Here is a 16,524-nt window from a genome sequence, read left to right on the forward strand (position 1 = left end):
TGACGCTGCCGGAGGACTCCGCTGCGTAGCTTCCCCAGACGGGCCGCGCGCGTCCATTCGTACGATCTGTCACCGATCAGGAGAGTTCCCGATGCCCGGACGACCCCCGGCATACCCCGTGCGCGCCCCCTCGGGCGTGCGCGCACGCTTCCTCGTCCGCGGACTCGCGCTGCTCCTGGCCGTGTTGGCCGCCGCCCTGCCCGGCGCGGCGCCCGCCGCCGCCGAAAGCTACGTACCGGTCTCCGGCGCCGGTTCCACCTGGAGCCAGAACGCCCTCGACCAGTGGCGTGCCAACGTCAAGCAGTACGGCATGACCGTCAACTACAGCGGTACGGGATCGTCCGACGGCCGCAACCAGTTCCGCAACGGCACCGTCGACTTCGCGGTCTCCGAGATCCCCTACGGGATCAAGGACTCCGGGGTCGTCGACCCGCCACCCTCGCGCAAGTTCAGCTACATGCCGATCGTCGCGGGCGGCACGGCCTTCATGTACAACCTCAAGATCGGCAACCGCCGCGTCACCAACCTGAGGCTCTCCGGCGAGGTCGTCGCCAAGATCTTCACCGGCGTGATCACCACGTGGAACGACGCGGCCATCAAGGCCGACAACCCGGCGCTCGCCGCCTCCCTCCCCGCCCGCAAGATCGTCCCCGTCGTCCGCTCCGACGGCTCGGGCACGACGGCCCAGCTGACCAAGTGGCTGAGCACCCGCCACGGATCGCTGTGGGACGCCTACTGCGCCAAGGCCGGCCGTACCACCCCCTGCGGGGAGACCTCCAACTTTCCCACCAGCCGCGGGTTCGTGGGGCAGTCCGGATCCAACGGGGTCTCCGGCTACGTCGCCCAAGAGGGCAACATCGGCACCATCACCTACGTGGAGTACTCCTACGCGGTCTCCACGACGGGCTTCCCCGTGGCCAAGATCCTCAACGAGGCGGGCTACTACACCGAGCCCACCGCCCAGAACGTCGCGGTCTCCCTCGGCAAGGCGCGGATCGAGTCCGACCTCACCCAGAAGCTGGACGGGGTCTACGCGGGCACCGACAACCGCACCTACCCGCTCTCCAGCTACAGCTACATGATCATCCCGACCGCGCAGGAGTCGAACTTCAACCCGCAGAAGGGCAAGGCGCTCGGCGCCTTCGCCTACTACTTCCTCTGCGAGGGACAGCGCTCGGTCGACCGGCTCGGGTACTCTCCGCTGCCCGTCAACCTCGTCCAGGCCGGTCTGGAACAGGTCCGCCGCATCCCCGGCGTGACCGTGGCGAACATCGACATCAAGAACTGCAAGAACCCCACCTTCTCCGCCGACGGCACCAACACCCTCGCCCAGACCGCCCCGCAGCCACCCGACTGCGACAAGCGGGGTGCCACCCAGTGCGAGACCGGCACCGGCGGCAACAAGACGCCCACCCAGACCGGCAGCGCCTCGGGCGGCTCCGGCTCGGGAGGTGCCACGGGCGCGGGCGGCGCGGCCTCCGGCGGCGCCACGGGCACGGGCGGACCGGGCACGGGCGGTACGGGTGACGGCGGCGCGGGTTCCGCCGGCGCGACGGGCGGCGCCGCGGCCGACGGCGGTACGGGAGACGGCGCGGCCGCCGCGTCCGGCGGCGCCGACACCGGGGGAGTCGACCCGCAGACGGGCCGCCCGCTCGCGGCCGGGGCGGGCGACCTGTTCGGGATACCCGTCACCACCGCGAACGGCATCGGCGGTTCCCTGCAGACCGTCCTGATGGTGCTCGGCGCCCTGATCCTGCTCGCGGTGACCGTCGCCCCGCCGCTGGTCACCCGGCACATGACCCGGCACCGGCGCACGGCAGGCGGCTCCTGATGCGCACCGCGACCCAACTGACGCGCACCGCGACCCAACTGACGCGCCCCGCGGCCCTCCTGCGGGCCCCGCGCCGGATCCGGCTGCTGCTCGGCTCGCTGTGCCTGGTGCTGCTCCCCGTGGTCGCCGCGGCCGGCCCCGGCGGCCTGGGCGCGCAGCCCGCCTACGCCGCCGGCGCGGACCCGGGCTCCGCGGCCACCGTGTCCGGAACCGGGGACTTCGCCGCCCTCAAGGTGACCGTCAGCCAGACCCGCAACCTCGTCGACCAGGTCGTCAAGGTCTCGTGGACCGGCGGCGCGACCACCGTCTCGGACACCGCGTACCACGCGAACTACCTCCAGATCATGCAGTGCTGGGGCGACGCGCAGACCGGCCCCACCACCGACCAGTGCCAGTTCGGCGGCTCCTCCGCCCTCGGGGCCGGAGCGGGCAACCAGGCCGCCGGCGCCTACACCAACAGCCGCCAGCTCAACTACGGGGCCAACCTCCAGGACGGCGAGCACCTGCCGCTGCCGCCCGCCACCCCGAGCGGGATCTCGTACGCCCCCTTCCGCACGGTCGGCGGGGACCCCGTCAGCCAGGGCAACTGGAACGAGTTCTTCGACGTCAACAGCACCAACGAGGTCCCCTACGCCCGAACCAACGCCCGCGGCGCCGGCGAGGTCTGGTTCGAGACCCAGACCGCCGTCGAGGCCCCCGGACTCGGCTGCGGATCCGCCCTCCGCGACGCACGGGGGGCCGTGACCGGCCGCGGCTGCTGGCTGGTCGTCGTGCCGCGCGGCACCCACGAGATCGACGGCAGCCCGTACACCGGCCAGTCCGGCGGACAGCTCCAGTCCTCCCCGCTCAGCCCGGCCAACTGGAAGCAGCGCATCGCCGTCCCCCTCGGCTTCGAACCCATCGGCGACTACTGCCCCATCGGCGCCGAGGAACGCGGCACCATCGGCAGCGAGATGGCCGCCGAGGCCGTCACCCGCTGGCAGCCCGCCCTGTGCCAGACCGGCGGCAAGGCCGTCTACGGCTACGCCCAGGTCCCCGACGAGACGGCCCGCGTCAAACTGCTCTCCGGAGCCCCCGGGCTGGTCTACCTCGGCCGGGCGGCGCCGGCCGACGCCGCCCGCAAGCCCGTGTACGCGCCCGTCGCCCTCTCCGGCATCACCCTCGGCTTCTTCATCGAGAGCCAGGCCGGATTCCAGGCCCCGGAGGAGGTCAGGGCGCGCAACGGCACCCGGCTCGGCTCCCTGCGGCTGACCCCGCGCCTCGTGGCGAAGCTGCTGACCGAGTCGTACAAGGACGGCAACTCCCGCTTCGCCGAGAGCACCGCGAAGAACCCCGAGAACCTCGGCCGGGACCCGGAGTTCCTGCGGCACAACCCCGCCTACGCGGGCCTCGACTTCGGCGGCAAGCTCGGCGACGCGCTCGTACCGCAGCCGCTCGCCGACACCACCCGCCAGCTGTGGGAGTGGGTGGCGCGGGACCCGGAGGCCCGGGAGTTCCTCAGCGGAGTGCCCGACAACGCGGGGGCCCACGGGGACGCCTCGTACGCCGGCATGGCGGTGAACCCGAACTACAAGGGGATCAGCCTGCCGACCGACACCTTCCCCAAGAGCGACCCCTTCTGCCAGCCCTTCGACGACCGCCCGAACTTCCCGCTCTGCGTCCAGGACAAGCACCCCTACGCCACGGACATGCACGCCGCCGCACGCGCCGCGAGCCGGGGCGACACCCTGGCCCGCACCTCCTGGGACGCCACCGCCACCCCTCCCGCCTACAAGAAGGACCCGCCGCAGCCGGCCGGACTGCGCGCCGTGCTCGCCGTCACCGACACCGCCACCGCCGACCGGTACGGCCTGGTGCGCGCCGAACTGCTGAACGCGGCCGGCCGGTTCACCGCCCCCGAGCCGGCCGCCCTCATCGCCGCCGCGAACGCCCGCAAGCCCGGGGCGGACGGGGTGAGCACCCCCGACCCCGCGGCCACCGATCCGGCGGCCTACCCGCTCACGGTCCTCACGTACGCCGCGACCGTGCCCGCCGACCTCACCGTCGCGGAGGGCAAGGACTACGGCGCCCTGCTGGCCTACGCGGCCGACCGGGGCCAGAGCCCGGGCGTGGCCGCCGGCAGCCTGCCGCCCGGCTACGCCCCGCTGCCCGAGGCCCTGCGCGCCCAGACCCGGGCCGCGGCCGGGCGGGTGGGCTCCGAAGCGGGCAAGAAGCCCTCCGAGGAGGGCGCCGCGTCGGGCGGATCAGGCTCCTCGAACGGTACGTCGGCCACCGCGGGCGGCTCCCAGGCCTCCTCGGGATCCGGCCCGGCCGGTACCGGGACCTCCGCCGCGGGGGCTTCGACGGCGGGCGCCGGCTCCGCCCAGGGCGGCGCGCCCGCACCGGCCCCCGCCGCACCCGGAGCCGGCGGCGTGGGGGCGCGGGCCCGCCACCCGGCCCAGGGGGCCGGGCGGGGCCGGACGGGCGGGCGGGGAGTCACACGCGGTCGGTGATGCCCACCTTCCCTTCCGCGCGGGCGCAGTGCCCGCCGCAGAACCACTGCCCCTCCACCTCGACGCCCTGGCCGATGATCTGGACCCGGCAGTGCTCACAGATGGGCGCCATGCGGTGGATGGCGCAGGAGAAGCAGTCGAAGACGTGCACGGCGCCCTGCGCGTGCACCTCGAAGGACATGCCGTAATCGTTTCCGCAGACTTCGCAACGTGCCATGCGCCGCATGCTGCGCAGGGCGGCCGGTCGGAACAAGATCCACCGGGGTGAGTCGCCGCGCCTGCACCCGGCCGGCCCAACGCGAGGCCCCGGGACCGGGCTCCGGGACCGGGCTCCGGCCCGACCCGGTCCGGCCCGCTCCCGGGCCCGCCGGGGCTCATTCCCGCACCGGGGCTCAGTCCTGCGCCGGGTCCACGTCCCGCAGGAGCTGGGTGAAGGCCGCCTCGTCGACGACGGGGGTGCCGAAGGTCTTCGCCTTGACCGTCTTGGAGGTCGCCGAGTCCGGGTCGTTCGTCACGAGCAGGCTCGTGAGCCGCGACACGCTCGTCGCGATGTGCAGGCCCGCCTCGACCGCGCGGTCCTCCAGGAGCTCCCGGTCCACGGAGGTGTCGCCGGAGAACGCGATCCGCATGCCCTGCCGGAGCGGCGTGCCGTCCGCCCAGCGCCCCGGGTTCGGGTAGGGGCACGGCGGCCGCTTGCGCGAGGGGCGCCAGCTCGAGCCGGCCCCGTAGGAGGCCTGGTGGCCGACGCGCGGGGCGGCCGGGGTGTCCGACCACTCCGTCAGCGGCCGGCATTCCAGCAAGGGCAGCCGTACGTTGTCCCGCGCGGCCGCGTGCAGGGAGGGGCGGAACGCCTCCGCGAGGACGCGGGCGTCGTCGAGCGCGTGGTGGGCGCGCTGCTGGACCACGCCGAAGTGCGCGGCGAGCGACTCCAGCTTGTGGTTGGGCAGCGGGAGGTTCAGCTCCTTCGACAGGGCGATGGTGCACAGCCGCTGGCGGACCGGCGCGGTCGCGGCGGCCCGGGCGTACTCGCGGGCGATCATCTGCCAGTCGAAGATCGCGTTGTGCGCGACCAGCACCCGGTCGGCGAGCCGGCCGGCGAACTCCTCGGCGATGTCCTTGAAGAGCGGCGCGTCCTGGAGCATGTCGCTGGTCAGACCGTGGATCCACACGGGGCCGGGGTCCCGGAGCGGGTTGACCAGCGTGTACCAGTGGTCCTCGACGTTGCCCTGAGCGTCGAGCCGGTAGACGGCGGCGGAGATTATCCGGTCGTCGCGAGCGAGCCCGGTGGTCTCCACGTCGACGACCGCGTACCCCTGTGGGTACGCGGTCGGCCACATCGTCTCTGCGGTCGTACGGTCGGCGAGCATGGTCACAGAGGATATCGGCCCGCGCCGACACTCGTGGCCGCGATGACGACGCCCCTCCCGCCGGTCCGGCCCGCGGGGTCCTCAGCCGAGTGCGGCGACGAGGTCGCCCGCGGCGAGCCGTTCGAGGCCGCAGCCGTCAACGGGCCCCGGCAGCAGCCGGTACGCGCAGCCGGTCGCACCGGCCGGTGCGACGTCGCCGTCCACCAGGGCGAGGAAGGCGGAGCGCCCGGAGGCGGCGGCTCCCGCGAGGGAGCCGGCCTCGGCGGAGCGCACCACGCCGTCCGGATCGCGCAGGCCGAGGAGCCGGGCGGCGAAGGCCGCGGTGTCCTCGCCGGCCCCCCGCCGGTAGGTCCACAGCTCGTCGGGGTCGCTCGGCCGGGGAGTGCGGCGCAGGACGGCGACCTCGCGGCAGCGCGCGGCCGCGTGCCAACCGGCCAGCTCCCACAGGGTGGTGCGGCCGCTGGAGAAGTACTGGAACAGGTCGCGGCCGATCCGGGCCAGGTCCTCCTGGTGCGCCCCCACGCTGTGGTAGCCCTCGTCGTCCGGGAGGTGGACGTCGGTCCACAGGAAGCCGCGCCGCTCGAGGTCGACGAGGAGCGGCACGTGGATCCGCGAGTTGCCGACCAGGTCGTAGCGCTGCCGTACCGTCCGCGGGTCGTAGCGGGACGTGCGGCCGGATCGGCCGGTCAGGGCCATGAACCCGGCGAAGGCGTCGGGCAGCAGCTCGAAGGGGATGTTGTCGAAGCTGAAGACGACCGGCATGGCGAAGCGCACGCCGGCCTCCGCGAGGGCGTCCGGATCGATGTCCACGTACTCGCTCGCCCCGGCGGGCGCGGGCGCCGAGGTGAGGTCCCCGGAGTGGACGACCGCCCCCTTGCCGTAGGACAGGCTCGTGTAGTCGCACAGGCCCGCGTAGTTCCAGTCGGCGTCGAACAGCACCACGGACAGGTCCAGGTCCACCCGCTTCCTCGGCGGCTCCGTCCAGTGCAGGAACATGCGCAGCACCTCGCCGTCGGGCAGGGCCTGGAAACTGCCCTTGGGGACGGTGACCAGGGCTTTCGCCGCCGCCCGCTCGGTGGCCGGGACGTGCAGGTGGGCGAGGCGGGTGTCGAGGACCGCCACGTCGTACGGGTCGGCCGCGGCCAGCCTGCGCAGGACCTCGCCCTCGAACAGCCCGCAGACCGCGCGGGTCACCGCCTCGGCCAGCGGGGGCCGGGCGTCGTCGAGGGTGAAGGAGTGCGCGACCTGCCCGCGCGGGAAGAACACCCGCCGGGTGCCGGGCAGATGGCGGGTCCGGAGCTGCCCGAGCGCGGACAGCACGGGGCCCGGCCCGGCCTCCGGCAGCCGCTGCGACAGCACTTCGGCCACCCGTGGGGGCAGGGTGTCGGCCGCGTACAGCCGCAGCAGGTGGTCAAGGCGTCGTACGAGTTCGCCGGGCCGTTCGGCCAGCACGGCCAGGGCCCGGTCCGGATCGCCCCCGCGCAGTGCCTCCTCGGCGCGGCCCTTCCACGTGGCCGCCCGGACGCGGGAGCCGTCGACCCGTACCGCGTGCGGGTACCGGGCGGCGGTGGCGAGCAGCGCGGCACCGAGTGCGGTGGCGCTGGTGTCGGTCCCGCGCAGCACGGCGAAGGCGAGGGCGGCGCGCGGATGGCGCACGTGCTGCTCGAAGGGGTGCAGGGTCTCGGCGGCGCGCTTCCACGGGTCCGGGTGGCGCAGTACGTCCTCGACGAGCAGGGCCGGATCGAGGGCGTCCAGGACGGCGAGCAGTTCGCGCCGCAGCGGGCGCGGCAGGGAGCGCACGCGCGCCGGCTCCAGCAGGTTCGCCTCGCCGCCGGACCACACGGCGAGCAGCCGCAGCACGTCGGTGGCGGTGGTGAGCCGCCCGGGCAGCAGGGCCCGTGCGTTCGCCCGCGTGCGGCGGTCGCGCAGCAGGGTGCCCAGCACCAGCGCCTTGGTCTCCCGGACCGGGATCTCCTGCGGGAGCCACCCGAGGTCGGCCGGCGCGTGGGCGAGGAGCACCCGGGCCTCTTCGGTGTCCTGCGGCGAGAGCGGGGTGCGGCGGGCGAGCAGCTTCCCGAGGGCGGTGACCGAGTCGGCCGCCCGGTCGGCGGCGAAGTTCAGCAGCTGCAGCGGACCGCCGCCCGCGGGCACGTCGCCGGCAGGCTGCGGGGCCGGCCGCAGGAAGGGGTCCGCGGGGTCGATCCGCCGGTGGCAGATCGGGCAGCCCGAGTAGTCGGCGCCGTCCCAGCAGTCACGGCAGACGAGGTGGGCGCACGGCGCGACGGGGTGGACGCTGCCGACGGCCGCGCACAGCACGCAGGGCTGGTCCGGCCACTGCAGCAGGAGGGTGAGGACGCGGTCGACCCACAGGGCGCGGGTGTTCTGCGGCACGGAGGCGGGGAAGGAGCGGAACAGCGGCATGTGGGTGCGGTCGGCCCCCAGCAGGATGTCGATGTCCCCGATCAACTGCCCGCCCGCGGAGGCGAGTCCGGTGGGGCCGAGCCAGGCGAGCGCCGAACGCAGCGGGCCCGTCAGGGCGAAGCCCCGGTCGAGCAGTTCGGCCTCCAGGGCCACCAGGCCCTCGGCCGTCGACGGATCGCCCGGGCGCGGCCCGGCCTGGTCGACGTAGACGGTGTGCAGACGGCGCAACAGCAGTCTCTTATAAACATATCCGAACCCACGAAACCGGAAGAAACCACGTAAGCAGACTTCTGCATGAAAAAAAAAACAAAAAACCGTCGGCGCCGGGGGAGAACAGCGCGCCGGAGGCCGGCTCGGGGGGGACCGTCCCGGCCGGCGGGGGGCCGGGGGGCTCGGCGGACACGGAGGGCTCCGGCGGCTCGTCGCCGCCGCGCCCCCCGCCGCCCCCGCCCCCTTCGCCGCCGCTGCCGCCGCTGCCGCCGCTGCCGCCGCTGCCGCCGCTGCCGCCGCTGCCGCCGCGGCCGACGACGACGCCGTCGGCCGCGCCGTCCAGGAGAGTGCCCGCCGCGCTGTCGGCGCTCCGGGTGTCCTGGACGTAGCTGCCCCGGCCGGGATCGCCCTCGGAGACGTGGGCGGCCAGCCCGCGCAGCCCCCACACGTACCCGGCGCCGCCGAGGAGCAGGGCGCAGCAGATGGCGGCCGGCAGGAAGCCCCGTACGGCCCTCCCGCGAACCTCTGTGAACATGCGGCACTCCCGCCCCGACGACTCCTACGACGTCCAGTCCGACCGCAACGGACCGGCAGGGGTTCCCTCGTCGCGGCGTGTCCGTCCTCACACTCGCGCGGGGACGGCTCGGGGGCCGGTTCGCGGGCGGCCGCGAGGGGGTGCGGCGGCCGGTACCCTTATTGCGAACAGCTCGCAATAAGGGTGAAGGTGGCGGTGTGGCGGGGTCTCCGGTGGTGCTCGGGATCGAGTCTTCGTGCGACGAGACCGGGGCGGGCATCGTGCGGGACGGGAGACTGCTCGCGCACGTCGTCGCCTCCAGCATGGACGAGCACGCCCGCTTCGGCGGCGTCGTCCCCGAGATCGCGGCCCGCGCCCACCTGCACGCCTTCAACCCCGTGGTCCGCCAGGCCCTCGACCAGGCCGGACTGCGCGCGGACCAGCTCGACGCGATCGCCGTCACCACCGGCCCCGGCCTCTCCGGCGCCCTCCAGGTCGGCCTGGCCGGCGCCAAGACCCTCGCCTACGCGCTCGGGCTGCCGCTCTACGGCGTCCACCACCTCGCCGGGCACGTCGCCGCCGACACCCTGGAACACGGTCCGCTGCCCGAGCCCTGCATGGTGCTGATCGTCTCCGGCGGCCACACCTCGCTGCTCCTGGTGCGCGACCTCGTGCGCGAGCCGATCCTGCACCTCGGCGACACCCTCGACGACGCCGCGGGCGAGTGCTTCGACAAGGTCGCCCGCGTCCTCGGGCTGCCCTACCCGGGCGGCCCGGCCATCGACCGCGCCGCCCGGGGAGGCGACCCCAAGGCCGTCGCCTTCCCCCGTCCGCTGACCGGCGGGCCGCGCTCGGGGGACCCGTACGCGTACTCCTTCTCCTTCTCGGGGCTCAAGACGGCCGCCGCCCGCTGGGCCGAGGGCCACCGGCAGCGCGGCGAGGAGCCGCCGGTCGCCGACGGCGCGGCCTCGCTCCAGGAGGCGGTGGCCGACGTGCTCACCCGCAAGGCGGTCGCGGCCTGCAAGGAGTACGGCGTCGGCACCCTGGTGGTCGTCGGCGGGGTGGCCGCCAACTCCCGGGTCCGCGCCCTCGCGGAGCGCCGCTGCGCCTCCGCCGGGATCGAGCTGCGGGTGCCGCCGATGACGCTGTGCACCGACAACGGCGCGATGATCGCCGCCATCGGCGACCTGCTGGTGCGGGCGGGCGTGGAACCCGCCCCGCACCAGCTGACCATCGACCCGTCGGCGCCCCTGGAATACGCATCCCTCAACCCGGAGGCCAGGATCTAGTGCTGTGGCCGCGGCGCGGGCGGCTACTTCGACGGGCTCACCTGGACCGTCGTCACCGCCCCGCCTGAGGCCTCCTTCGCCACCGCGATCCGGGTCCCGGTGTCCGGCACCTTGACCCCGAGCTGCGGCAGCCGCGCGTCCCAGTAGGTCCCGCGGCGGTCGTCGAAGACCGGCACGCCCGGCCGCGCCGGGATCACCGTCGGCGCGCCCGCCTTGTGCAGGACGATCCGGTCGCTCCTGCCGAGCGAGAAGGTGGCGTCGAAGGTCTGCGCGCGGGCGTTGAGCAGGGTGCCGTCCGCGTACGTCAGCGGCTCCGGGCGGGCGTCGACGGGCAGCAGCAGGCCCTCGCCCGGGTGCGCCTTGGTGGTGTTGTCGCTCTGCGCCGTGTTCCAGAGCCAGACCAGCACGCCCTCCTGGTACGGGAAGAACTCCACCTTGTCGCCCGTGAAGCCGAAGTTGTACGGCCCGGTCTTGAGCATGCTGCCGTAGCCGGTGTGGCGCCGGTTCTCCACGAAGTACGCGCGCGGGTGCTGCTCGCTGCCCGTACGCCCCTGCGTGCGCGACCACTTGACCGCGCTCCAGCCGTTCGCGCCCTGCTCCGCCCCGTCGTGCAGCAGTTCCGTGACGTCGCCCGCCGTGCCGTCGCCCGCCGTGATGCGGATGTCGTCGAAGGCGACGCCCTTGCCGTGGGTGTTGCTGTCGGAGGTGACGCGCAGCCTCAACTGGACCGGCCCGCCCGCGAACCGGTCCAGCGGAACCGACAGCCGCGTCCAGCCCGCCGAGGTGCCGGTGATCCCCTTCGGCCCGGTCGGCGCGGAGTCCACCGTGCCCGGCAGCGCCGTCCACCCGGACCCGCCGTCCGTGGAGGCCTCCACCGTCAGGTAGTCGAAGTCCTGCTCGATGTCGTACCAGACCCGGGCGTCGAGCCGGGCGGGCGTCCCGGCCGGCGTCCCCGTGAGGTCGACCGTGCGGGTCAGCGTGTTGTCCATGAAGTCGCCCGTACCGCTCCACCACTGGCTGCCGCCCTCGTACGGGTCGGCCAGCTCGGTCGTGGTCACGGACGGCGGCAGGTGCACCAACAAGGCCTGCGGATCCTCGGTGTTGTAACCGGACACGCCGAGCGTCGCGCGCGTGGTGCGGCCCGCGTCGGCCTCCGTGTACTGGAGCCAGCCCAACTGCAGCTTGCTCCACGGGTCGAGGTCGCCCGGGAACTCGCCCGTGGACTTGGGGCCCTTGCCCAGGTACGAGGCGGAGGACATCAGCGACCAGAAGTTGACGCTGTTGTCCCCGTCCGAGCTGTAGAGGTCCGGCAGGCCCAGATCGTGCCCGAACTCGTGCGAGAAGAGCCCGGCGCCGCTGTTCTCGCCGCCGGTCAGGTAGTCGCCGGCCCAGATGCCGGTGTCGCCGACCGGGGTGCCGCCCGCCTTGTTGCCCTCGGGGCCCGCGCTGCCGGCCTGGTTCCAGTAGGCGAACCAGCGGTGCGCCCAGACGGCGTCCTTGCCCTGCGCGCCGCCGCCCCAGGTCCCGTCCTTGCCCGCGTGGACGACGACGAGGTGGTCGAGGTAGCCGTCCGGCTCGTCGAAGTTCCCGTCGTGGTCGGCGTCGTAGCGGTCCCACACGTCGTACTCGGCGAGCTGCGCCTTGATCTGCCCGGGCGTACGGCCCTTGGCGCGCTCGGAGTCGTACCAGGCGGCCGTGGCGTCCCGGATCATGTCCCAGTTGGACCGGCACTGGCCGGACTCGGAACAGTTGTCCGTGCCGTAACGGGCCTCGTTCCAGGGGAGCTTGACCCAGTCGCTCACCGTGCCGTCCATGTCGTAGCGGCCGGAGGACTGGAGGCGGTAGTAGGCGCGCATGGACGCCGACTGCGGGTCGGTGGAGAAGAACTGCTTCTGGTAGAAGGCCCGGTCGAAGTCCTTGCGCCACAGAGTGTGGTTGTCGTCCTTGGCCGGCTTGCCGATGGTGTTGTGCAGCGGGCCGGGAGTGCCGCCGAAGCGCGGCTTGCCCTCGAACTCGGTCGTGTTGTCCACCTGGTCGCCGAACTCGGCGAGGATCACGAAGACCTTGTCCTTGCGTTCCCGGGCCAGCTCGACGTACCGCTTGCCGACCTTCGCCTGGCGCGGGAGCGTGCCGTCCGCCTCCGCCCGCAGGCCGCCTGCGAGCCCGGCCTCCGCGCCGCCGGCGCCGCCGCGGGCGATGTCTTCGAGGGCTTGGCGGCGCAGGGCCTGGCGTTGGAGCTCCAGGGGCGCGAGCGGCGGGGCGGCGGCGTGCTGCTGCCCGGTCTGCGGTCCGGCCTGCTGCTGACCGGCCGTGGGCGGGGGCGGGGGTGTGGATTTGGCGGTGGATCGGGGTCGAGCCCAGGAAGGAGACGGCCGCGATGTCGGGGTGCGCGAGGAGCGCGTCGACGGCGACCTTGTCACCGTGGACCACGTTCAGCACGCCCGCCGGCAGACCGGCCTGGCTCGCGAGCTGCGCCAGCAGCGTGGAGGCTCGGCGATGTGTATAGGAGACAGGTTCACGGGGGTCGGCGAGCCGGGTCTCGGCGCCGGTGGCGGTGTCCAGGACCCAGAGGCTGTCGAGGGGGTCGGTGGGGCCGGTGGAGCGGAGGAACCAGAGGAGCCGGCCTTCGTCGCCGAACGCGAAGGCGCGCGGGGCGCCGTGGGTGAAGCGGGCGGTGCTCGCGGAGAGCCGGAGGAAGTCGTCCATGCGAGCAGTGTGTCATGTGAAATGGCACATAACACATACCACATTGGCTAGGCCGTTCGAGTGGTAGACCCCGGGGCACGGGTTTAGCGTCGAAAAAGTGGACCAGAACGCATCGCCGAGCAGCACCAGCACCGGGACCGACGGCAAGGTCCGTGGCGGAGGCAACGGGCTCGCCCTGCTCGTGATCGCTTCCTGCCAGCTCATGGTCGTTCTCGACATCACCATCGTGAACATCGCGCTGCCGCACATCCAGACCGCCCTCGGCTTCTCCACCGAGAGCCTGTCCTGGGTGGTCAACGCCTACACCCTCACCTTCGGCGGCCTGCTCCTCCTCGGCGGCCGCACCGGCGACATCCTCGGCCGGCGGCGGGTCTTCGTCTTCGGCGTGCTGCTCTTCGGCCTCGCCTCGCTGCTGGGCGGATTCGCCCAGAACTCGGGCCAGTTGATGGCGGCACGCGCCCTCCAGGGCGTCGGCGGCGCCATCGCCTCGCCGACCGCGCTCGCACTCATCACCACGACCTTCCGCGAAGGGCCCGAACGCAACCGGGCCTTCGGCGTCTTCGCCGGCGTCTCGGCGGGCGGCGGCGCGATCGGACTGCTGGCCGGCGGCATGCTCGTCGAGTGGCTCAACTGGCGCTGGGTGCTCTTCGTCAACGTCCCCATCGCCCTGCTGATCGCCGTGGTCACCCCGAAGGTGATCAGCGAGTCCCCGCGCCACTCCGGGCACTTCGACTTCGCGGGCGCGCTGCTCTCCACCGTCGGCATGGTCGCGCTGGTCTACGGCTTCATCCGAGCTTCCCAGGAGGGCTGGGGGGACGGGCTGACGCTCGCCTCCTTCGCGGCGGCCGTGATCCTGCTGGCCCTCTTCATCGTCAACGAGCGGCGCTCGCCCCAGCCGATCACCCCACTGCACATGTTCGCCGACCGCAACCGGGCCGGCACCTACGCGATCATGCTCTTCTTCGCCTGCGCGATCTTCGGCATGTTCTTCTTCCTGACCCTCTTCGTGCAGAACGTGCTGGGCTTCAGCCCGCTGCGGGCCGGGCTCGCCTTCCTGCCGGTCAGCGCGATGATCGCGGTGACGGCGGGGATCACCGCCCAGGGGCTGCCGAAGTTCGGGCCCAAGCCGTTCATGGTGACCGGATCCCTCCTCGCCGCCGCCGGACTGGCCTGGCTCACCCTGACCGACATCCACTCGACGTACCTGGGCAGCATCCTGGGCCCGATGCTGCTGTTCGCGGCCGGCATGGGCATGCAGTTCGTGTCCCTGACCCTGATGGCCCTGTCGAACGTCTCCGACCGGGAGTCGGGCGCGGCCTCCGGGCTGCTGAACGCCATGCAGCAGGTGGGCGGTTCGCTCGGCCTGTCCATCCTGGTCACCGTCTTCGGCACGGCCAGCCGCAACGAGGCCAAGAACCAGGCGGGCTCCTTCCTGAGCACGGCGACCCCGGAGCAGAAGGCCTTCTTCGCCCGCACCAAGCAGTACCCGAAGCCGTGGAGCGACCAGGTCCTCACCTCGGGCGTGAGCGCGGCCTTCGTGGCCGCCGCCGCGTTCACCCTGGTCACGGCGCTGATCGCGCTCTTCGTGATCCAGGTCCGCCCCTCGGACCTCGCCCGGCTCCAGGGCAACCACACCCCGACGGCGTCCTAGGCCCGCCCGGCAGGATCCGAAAGAGACGGCCTAGCTCCCCGGGGCGGCCAGGGAGCGGCGCAGGCGGGCCGCGTCCCGCGCGGTGTTCATGCGCAGCGAGAGCCAGGAGCCGTCCGGGAAGGCGAGGTCCACGCGGGTGCGGCGCCGGCGGGGGCGCGGAATCCGGCGCAGCGCGGCGGCCGTGGTGCGGGCGGCGCGCGAGGGGTCGGAGCGGCCCCAGGGCGGATGGGCCGTCAGCCGGCCCGGCTCCACGCGGAAGGTGGCCCCGGGGCCGTGCTCCCGGGCCTGCCACCGCGTCCAGTGGAACCCGTACAGGGCCAGGGCGAGTCCGCCCGCTTCGCTGTGCCAGCCGCCGCGCAGGGCCGGGCCGTGCAGCAGGCGGCCGGCGAGGCGCGCGGCGCGCTCCAGGGGGTCGAGCAGGGCGGCCGCCGCGTCGGCGAGGTCGTCGGGCAGGGCGGTCAGGAACCGGACGGCGAAGAAGCGGCCGAGCCGGTGGGAGAACGGCGGACGTGCGGGGAGCCCGGGGAGCAGCGCGTACGGCGGCCGACGTGCATACGGGGACAACTGCCCCGGAATCTCCTCTTCCATCGGGACATCATGACCGCCGGTGCGTCAAGCGTCCACGCGCCGGACCCGGCAGCGCGCCGGACCCCGGGTCTGCAGGGTGATCCCGGCGCCGACGGGGATGTCGGTGTCCACCGCCTCGAACGCGCAGGTCCGCAGGATCATCGCGAGCGCGATCACCGACTCCAGCATCGAGAAGTGCTGACCGATGCAGGCGCGCGGTCCTCCGCCGAAGGGGAACCAGGCGTAGCGCGGCCGGGCCGCCTCCGCCTCCGGGGTGAACCGGTCGGGGTCGAAGCGCTCCGGGTCCGGCCAGTAGCGGGGGTGGCGGTGGGTCACCCAGGGGGCCAGGATGACGTCGGCGCCCGCCGGGATCGTGTGCCCGTCGACCTCGGTGGCGGCGACCGAGCGCCGGCCGATGGTGGGGGCCGCGGGGTAGAGCCGCATGGCCTCCTTGAGCACCTGCGTGAGGTACGGGAGCCGGTCGAGGTCGGCGGCCTCGGGCGTACGGTCGCCCAGGACGGCGGCGATCTCGGCGCGGGCCCGGTCCTGGACCTCCGGATGGCGGCCGAGCAGGTGCAGGGAGAAGGCCAGCGAGGTGGCGGTGGTCTCGTGGCCGGCGAGGAGGAAGATCAGGACCTGCTCGCGCAGTTCGGTGGCGTCGAACTCCCCGTCGTCCGCGCTCGTGGCGGCGGCCAGCAGCGACAGCAGGTCCTGGCCCCCGCCCTCGGCGTCTGCGTCTCCGCTGCCTTCGCCTCCGCCGCTTCCCCGCCGCTCGGCGATGATCCTGTCGCACGCCCCGTACAGCTCGTCCAGGGCGGCGGCCGCCCGCTTGTTGCCCGGCGTGGGCCAGCTGCGGGGGATGTTGAGCGGGGAGTAGCCGCGGCGCAGCGTGTACTCGGTGATGACCGGAAAGCAGCGGTGCACGACATCGGCGGTGGCGTCCACGTCGGTGCCGAAGAGGATCCGGGAGACCGCGCGCAGCGCGAGGACCATCATCTCGTCCGCGACGTCGACGGTCCCGTCCGCAGCCTTCTCCCAGCCGGCCAGGGTCGCGGCGGTCTCGGCCGCGACGGCGTGCGCGTACCCGTCCACCCGGCGCTTGGTGAACAGCGGCTGGACCAGCCGCCGCTGGCGCAGGTAGTCCTCGTCCTGGCTGGTCAGCAGGCCGTTGCCGAAGGAGTCGCGGACCTCCTGGTAGAAGGCGTTGTCCTTGCGGAAGTTGGCCGCCTGCGAGGCCAGCACCTGCTGGACCCCCTCCGCCGAGAAGACGCAGTGCAGCTCGGCGCGCAGGCCGGGCGGGCCGGCGGTGATCCGGACGACGTCGCCGTGCTCGTGCAGCGCCCGCAGGTACGTGCCGAGCGAGTCCGATTGCAGGTCGGCGAGCGAGCCGAGCAGCGGGGTGCCCGGGAGCAAGGGTGTCCGCGTACCGGCGCGGCTGTCCGCCCGTGTGGTTTCTGCTGCCATGGCCCCGTCCTC

11 protein-coding genes and 1 pseudogene are annotated in these 16,524 nt (G+C 73.6%); 4 read left to right on the forward strand and 8 right to left on the reverse strand.

Going from position 1 to position 16,524, the window contains the following annotated elements; all coding sequences use genetic code 11:
* The first annotated feature begins 91 nt into the window (after window positions 1–91).
* Window positions 92–1,831, forward strand: a complete 1,740-nt coding sequence (gene pstS / locus DRB89_RS39715; RefSeq protein ID WP_112452001.1) for a phosphate ABC transporter substrate-binding protein PstS — start codon at window positions 92–94, stop codon at window positions 1,829–1,831.
* Complete coding sequence (locus DRB89_RS46170; protein ID WP_112463690.1) at window positions 1,831–4,323, forward strand: hypothetical protein; 2,493 nt, start codon at window positions 1,831–1,833, stop codon at window positions 4,321–4,323. The genes pstS and DRB89_RS46170 overlap by 1 nt, the downstream gene beginning before the upstream one ends.
* Here DRB89_RS46170 and DRB89_RS39725 read toward each other — a convergent pair.
* The 4 genes from DRB89_RS39725 to DRB89_RS39740 form a co-directional block, all read right to left on the reverse strand.
* Window positions 4,307–4,540: a hypothetical protein gene (locus tag DRB89_RS39725; protein ID WP_112453882.1), complete on the reverse strand. Its 234-nt coding sequence runs from the start codon at window positions 4,538–4,540 to the stop codon at window positions 4,307–4,309. The genes DRB89_RS46170 and DRB89_RS39725 overlap by 17 nt on opposite strands.
* Before the next feature lie 175 nt (window positions 4,541–4,715).
* Window positions 4,716–5,690, reverse strand: coding sequence for a DEDDh family exonuclease (locus DRB89_RS39730; RefSeq protein ID WP_112451396.1), 975 nt, complete (start codon window positions 5,688–5,690; stop codon window positions 4,716–4,718).
* 81 nt (window positions 5,691–5,771) lie between these two features.
* Complete coding sequence (locus DRB89_RS39735) at window positions 5,772–8,345, reverse strand: MXAN_6230/SCO0854 family RING domain-containing protein (protein WP_239516934.1); 2,574 nt, start codon at window positions 8,343–8,345, stop codon at window positions 5,772–5,774.
* A gap of 4 nt (window positions 8,346–8,349) precedes the next feature.
* Window positions 8,350–8,856: a hypothetical protein gene (locus tag DRB89_RS39740; RefSeq protein ID WP_112463691.1), complete on the reverse strand. Its 507-nt coding sequence runs from the start codon at window positions 8,854–8,856 to the stop codon at window positions 8,350–8,352.
* A 197-nt stretch (window positions 8,857–9,053) separates the two neighbouring features.
* Here DRB89_RS39740 and tsaD point away from each other — a divergent pair, with 197 nt between their 5' ends.
* A complete protein-coding gene (tsaD, locus tag DRB89_RS39745; protein ID WP_112452829.1) occupies window positions 9,054–10,124 on the forward strand; it encodes a tRNA (adenosine(37)-N6)-threonylcarbamoyltransferase complex transferase subunit TsaD in 1,071 nt (356 codons plus the stop codon).
* A gap of 23 nt (window positions 10,125–10,147) precedes the next feature.
* Here tsaD and DRB89_RS39750 read toward each other — a convergent pair whose 3' ends face one another.
* Together DRB89_RS39750 and DRB89_RS45535 are read right to left on the reverse strand one after the other, a co-directional pair.
* On the reverse strand, window positions 10,148–12,367 hold the full coding sequence (locus DRB89_RS39750) for an immune inhibitor A domain-containing protein (protein WP_112463953.1): 2,220 nt from the start codon (window positions 12,365–12,367) through the stop codon (window positions 10,148–10,150).
* Between the two features lie 82 nt (window positions 12,368–12,449).
* A pseudogene (locus DRB89_RS45535) lies at window positions 12,450–12,602 on the reverse strand (aldehyde dehydrogenase family protein); the annotation flags it as partial.
* A 325-nt stretch (window positions 12,603–12,927) separates the two neighbouring features.
* Between DRB89_RS45535 and DRB89_RS39765 the strand changes: the two are divergent.
* Window positions 12,928–14,481, forward strand: coding sequence for an MFS transporter (locus DRB89_RS39765; RefSeq protein WP_239516614.1), 1,554 nt, complete (start codon window positions 12,928–12,930; stop codon window positions 14,479–14,481).
* Between the two features lie 30 nt (window positions 14,482–14,511).
* Here the strand turns inward: DRB89_RS39765 and DRB89_RS39770 are convergent, their stop codons facing one another.
* Complete coding sequence (locus DRB89_RS39770) at window positions 14,512–15,069, reverse strand: hypothetical protein (RefSeq protein ID WP_112452778.1); 558 nt, start codon at window positions 15,067–15,069, stop codon at window positions 14,512–14,514.
* 24 nt (window positions 15,070–15,093) lie between these two features.
* Complete coding sequence (locus tag DRB89_RS39775; protein WP_112452777.1) at window positions 15,094–16,512, reverse strand: cytochrome P450; 1,419 nt, start codon at window positions 16,510–16,512, stop codon at window positions 15,094–15,096.
* Window positions 16,513–16,524 lie beyond the last annotated feature (12 nt).

The sequence above is a fragment of the Streptomyces sp. ICC4 genome (assembly GCF_003287915.1).
Taxonomy (GTDB): domain Bacteria; phylum Actinomycetota; class Actinomycetes; order Streptomycetales; family Streptomycetaceae; genus Streptomyces; species Streptomyces tritrimontium.

Bases quoted from the DNA above. Each gene is read 5' to 3' on its own strand.
- pstS (WP_112452001.1), top strand. From the start codon at position 92: ATGCCCGGACGACCCCCGGCATACCCCGTGCGCGCCCCCTCGGGCGTG.
- DRB89_RS46170 (WP_112463690.1), top strand. From the start codon at position 1,831: ATGCGCACCGCGACCCAACTGACGCGCACCGCGACCCAACTGACGCGC.
- DRB89_RS39725 (WP_112453882.1), bottom strand. From the start codon at position 4,540: ATGGCACGTTGCGAAGTCTGCGGAAACGATTACGGCATGTCCTTCGAG.
- DRB89_RS39730 (WP_112451396.1), bottom strand. From the start codon at position 5,690: ATGCTCGCCGACCGTACGACCGCAGAGACGATGTGGCCGACCGCGTAC.
- DRB89_RS39740 (WP_112463691.1), bottom strand. From the start codon at position 8,856: ATGTTCACAGAGGTTCGCGGGAGGGCCGTACGGGGCTTCCTGCCGGCC.
- DRB89_RS39770 (WP_112452778.1), bottom strand. From the start codon at position 15,069: ATGGAAGAGGAGATTCCGGGGCAGTTGTCCCCGTATGCACGTCGGCCG.
- DRB89_RS39775 (WP_112452777.1), bottom strand. From the start codon at position 16,512: ATGGCAGCAGAAACCACACGGGCGGACAGCCGCGCCGGTACGCGGACA.